The organism is Halalkalibacter alkalisediminis (assembly GCF_028610705.1).
Lineage (GTDB): Bacteria > Bacillota > Bacilli > Bacillales > Bacillaceae_D > Halalkalibacter > Halalkalibacter alkalisediminis.
On record NZ_JAQQWT010000078.1, the window covers coordinates 1 to 4,505 of the forward strand.

At 31.4% G+C, this 4,505-nt stretch carries 4 protein-coding genes; all 4 read right to left on the minus strand.

The window, feature by feature from the left end; all coding sequences use genetic code 11:
- Positions 1 to 183: 183 nt before the first annotated feature.
- The gene (locus PQ474_RS25535) at positions 184 to 939 is read right to left on the minus strand and encodes a hypothetical protein (protein WP_273848391.1); all 756 of its coding nucleotides are present in this window, start codon (positions 937 to 939) and stop codon (positions 184 to 186) included.
- Entirely contained in the window at positions 932 to 1,456 is a 525-nt protein-coding gene (locus PQ474_RS25540; RefSeq protein WP_273848392.1) for a sigma-70 family RNA polymerase sigma factor, read from the minus strand. Before PQ474_RS25540 ends, PQ474_RS25535 begins: the two co-directional genes overlap by 8 nt.
- A gap of 992 nt (positions 1,457 to 2,448) precedes the next feature.
- A complete protein-coding gene (locus PQ474_RS25545) occupies positions 2,449 to 2,943 on the minus strand; it encodes a hypothetical protein (RefSeq protein ID WP_273848393.1) in 495 nt (164 codons plus the stop codon).
- Between the two features lie 464 nt (positions 2,944 to 3,407).
- On the minus strand, positions 3,408 to 4,505 hold a 1,098-nt coding region (locus PQ474_RS25550; RefSeq protein ID WP_273848394.1), incomplete at its 5' end, for a DUF2326 domain-containing protein.

Genomic DNA, 4,505 nt, shown 5'->3' on the forward strand with positions numbered 1-4,505 from the left:
TCTTCATAGACACCCTCCTTTTTACCAAAATACATTATATTTTCCATAATATAATAACACAAATAAGTAATTAGTATTTTCTTCAAGAATACTGCACCGTTACTTCAATAAAGAAAAAGAGCTGCTAATCCTTCTTGATCTTCAACTCTTACCCCCGTTGAATAAGACTTTTGGAGTCTGTCACTAATCTCGTTCTTCGTTAGTTTCTAAACTCGTTTCAATCGGTACATATTTAGCACCTTTAATTGGATATTCAATAGACCATATTCCATTTTCATGAGACAAAGTTAATGTAACCCCCTCACCTTTGCCTATTACTTTCCCTTCAACTAATGAAATAACATCAAATTTATAAACTGCTTCTTTTTTGGTCTTTTTTTCAACAATCAGATTAATTACCTCTTCATATGATGATCCTTCTTCCGCCCAATGAGGATTAGAAAGGTTCTCGAATAAACTATTTTTGTCTTCTTCAATATACATCTCATATTGTAATTTCCAATCTTTATTTTCTATTGAATATAAAAAAGCATTTACAACTTGATCAGGGTCCTTTTTTAATTCCCGTACCTCCTCTTTACTTAAATTACTTAAGTCTTTTTTCTCTACATCCTCTTTGGACCTTATATCTTGTATTTCATCTTCTTGAGTAACAACAGGAGCTTCTCCTGAAGGTGGAGATTGAACAGTCTGAGGATTGGCATTTTGATTAATATTTAAATAGAGTAAACTTGAAAACAAAATAACTCCTAAAATAGACGCGGAAATTAGGACTAACTTCTGTGAATTTTTTCGAAATTGCCATCTTCCACTTTTATGATCTCCCTTATTAACTTCTTTTTCTTTAATTTTTTGAAAGACTCTCAATCGGTCATCCTCTGTAAAAAACAAATCGTGGTCATTATTTACTTTAATTAAATCTAAATCGTCTTTACCCATAAATTTCAACCTCCCCAACTTTATTTTTCAGCTTTTGTTTAGCTCTTCTTAACCGTGTTTTAACTGTATTAACCTGAAGACCTGTCACATCCGCAATCTCTTCGATTTTTAAAGAACTAAAATAATAAAGATTAATAATTTCGCTGTATTTCTTTGGAAGAGAGAAAACAACCTCTTTAATATTAAGTGCATTAGATTTCTGAATGATTTTATTTTCGAAAGACGGTACTGATAAACCCTTATAAACCCCTAATAAGTTGTTTACCTGAACCTTCTTATATTGCCAACTTCTAAAGTGATCCTTACACTCATTTATAGCAATCCTATAAAGCCATGTTTTTATTTTCGAATCATTACGAAATGTTTCAAGATTTTCGTAACATTTTATAAAAGTGTTTTGAACAAGGTCTTTGGCCAATTCTTTGTCTTTTACATATGTAAAAGTTAATCGAAAAAGTTCATTCCCATACTCTACCATCAGCTTTTCTAATAAAATATCTTTTTCTTTTTTATTCACAATAAACCTCCTCCCTTTTTTTACAGTACTTTGACGACTCCCATAAAAAAATAGTTTCATTTATTTTAATATTAATTTTTCATTTATTTAGGACGGCAAAAGAAAGGCGTTCATGCTATTTGCACGAACGACCGTTTCAAGCTAGAAAATCTTCAGTTAGGAAATTAGCCTTTAATCCTACTACTTTTTTAAGACAATAAAAAAAGAAGCTGGTCAGGCAGTCATTTGACGCAACGCATCCATTAGTTGTGTTTTTTATCTTCAGTTAAAAGATTAGATTTTTCAAAACGAGAAAACCATATATTAAAGCAACACATATTACACTAAACAATCCAAACATTAAACCCAAAAACAAAACCTTTACCCATTGAAAATAAATCTAAGAACATACTTTTAAAGGTGTTAACTACCCTGTACATAGAACCCCCCTAACAACAAAATATCACCTATATTTCACCATTAAAAAGCTATTATCTTATGAAGAAAACTGCCACATTAGTAAAAAAGAGTTGCCGATCACGTCCGATCTTCAACTCTTGCACCTGTTTGTTGAACAAGCACAACTTTGGATAAATTGTTTTTTATCCATTCTACTATTTTAAAAAATACCCTATTAGCATCATTACAAAGCCAAATAAGACTGTATATGTTTTGATTTTACCATTGTATGAAGGTCTGAAAAATAAAAAATAAATAGCAATGCCAATAAGTAGTAGGAGGTTATTAAAAGAAAGATTAAAGCCTCCAAGCAAATAATATCCTATGATTTTTCACCCTAAATTGTCTTCATTTTCTTCCCTTTGTCGGTATATGACTATTAATAGAAGTGAAACAATAATTGTTGGAATAACGCCAATGTTCAAGCTCCAATTCATTAATATCCCCCTCTCGCATAAATTTCTCTAATAAATTTCCTGCTTCTTCTTTAGTTTGTTTAAACCCAAAATACACTTTTTGCTAAAGCTCCCGTTTGTGCAATATATTGAAAACCATCATTTGACTTCAACCATAATATTTCCAAACAGTTCTTCGTCAACATAAGCATCTAACTTCCATACACCCGAAATAGGAAACATCATTGAACTCGGCGTATGAGCGTCAGCACCATTTAATTCATTACCTAAAACTGTCTCTTTAACGATAAGTAATTCTTCTCCTGTCTCTGTGTTCGTTCCAATTACTTTAAATGATTTATTGCTTAAACCTTCACCCCATAAATACCACATATATTTATCAGGTTGTTCGGCGTAAATTGGAGATAATTCAATTATTTCATCTCTTTCACTCGAATGGATTTGAAAAGCCAATTTGCCCTTTTCTCCTAGTAGTACATATTCACCTTCATTGTCGTCTTGAAATGTAACTGGTAGAGAGAACGTAGAACTCAATATAGGAGTTTCTTCTTCAACAGTTTCATTAGTTGAACAGGCTGAAAGTAGAATTAACATTAAAATAGCTAACATCAAATATTTACTTTTTCTAAGCATAGTACCCCTCAAAGTATTTCCAATAAACAAAAGGCTACTTACGTTGGCTGGAAGATTTTACACATGTGGCACCTCATTCCTCGAATCGTTTCCGCACTCCTTACAACGAAAATAAGCGATCTTGTTATTCATTCTGACCAGAATAACAAGATCGCTTATGTTATTTCATTACTCATTACTTTTACTAATCCTTTCATTGTTACAAGAAGCTGATTTTTTAAAAGTACTTAACCTGTTTCATTTTCCATTAGATAATGATGATTTTAATACCCAGTGTATGCATAAATACACTTTCGCCTGTCGCTACTCTGGTGGAATCACCCTCTTTTTTATGTATTAGGGGGTCTGTGTAGCAACTGAACCAAATCTTACGTTAAGTATTAGCGGACATAAACTACTGATTTTTATATATTTGATGTCCACTAATAACACTTAGACATAAAACCTTAAGGGCCAAAAGATGCTTAATACTTGAACCCAAACAAAGCGCCGGATCCGCCCTCATTTTGTTCAAGCTCACATACAATATCTCTGTTATTTAACTTATCCTTGGAGACATCTGAATCTATTAAACTAATAATATATTGTACATCATTTTCATTGCAATAATCTTCAATGAATTCAAGATAGGAGTCTTTACGATTCTCATGTAATGCCTCAAAAGGTCCATCATGATATAGAAATTTAAAGAAACTTTTATTGGAATAATAACTTAAAATAGCTAAGTCAAAACACATACAGAGCATTTTACGATATGAAAATCCTTCATCCTCATGGGTCAAGGCTCCACTATCTGTGATGATCCCTGCATTAAACTCAACATTGGAGGTTGTATTAGTTGAGATATCTATTATTCCATTCTTACTTGTTATTTTTTCAAAATAGGACTTGAATAAAAAACGTATATCATTTAATACCTTGTTTCCACTTTCAATATTAGAGTCAATTGTTTCATTAATTTTTTCAAGTTCTTTTTTCTTTTCATTTAATTCTTTAATATCAGTTCTTGTATGTAGAATTATTTCTTTTTGTGTCTTAAGACTTTGGATACTCTTTTCCTTTTCAATTAAGTTAGATCTCAAATGTTTGTATTTATTTATGACATCGTTATCTTGTAATACACTCAAGATATCTGAACGTTTTTTTCCTAAGTCTTTCAGCATTTCATCAACTATCTTAAGCTCTGCTTTCTTATCAGTGAGGAGCTTTGACAGATGAACCCTTCTATCTTCAAGTAAAGACTTATTAAAATTTATTAACTCTTCATATGATTTTTCTAATTGATCACTAAAATATATTTCTACCTCATCAAACAGCTCTTTTATATAGTCAAAATCAAGAAATTCTCTCGTTGCTAAGGAGTTTTCAATAAGTTCAATGTCAGACCTTAAATTATAAGCTTTATTTTGTAAAGAAATTGATTTGTTTTCAATCTCTTTAATTAATTCTTTACTAATCTGTTTTTCGTTTAGATAGAAGTTAAATGGTAAGCCCCCATTCAAACAACGCATATGAACCCGCAGCGCCTCCTGGTACGATACATGTATCAAATAAAGGAGGTG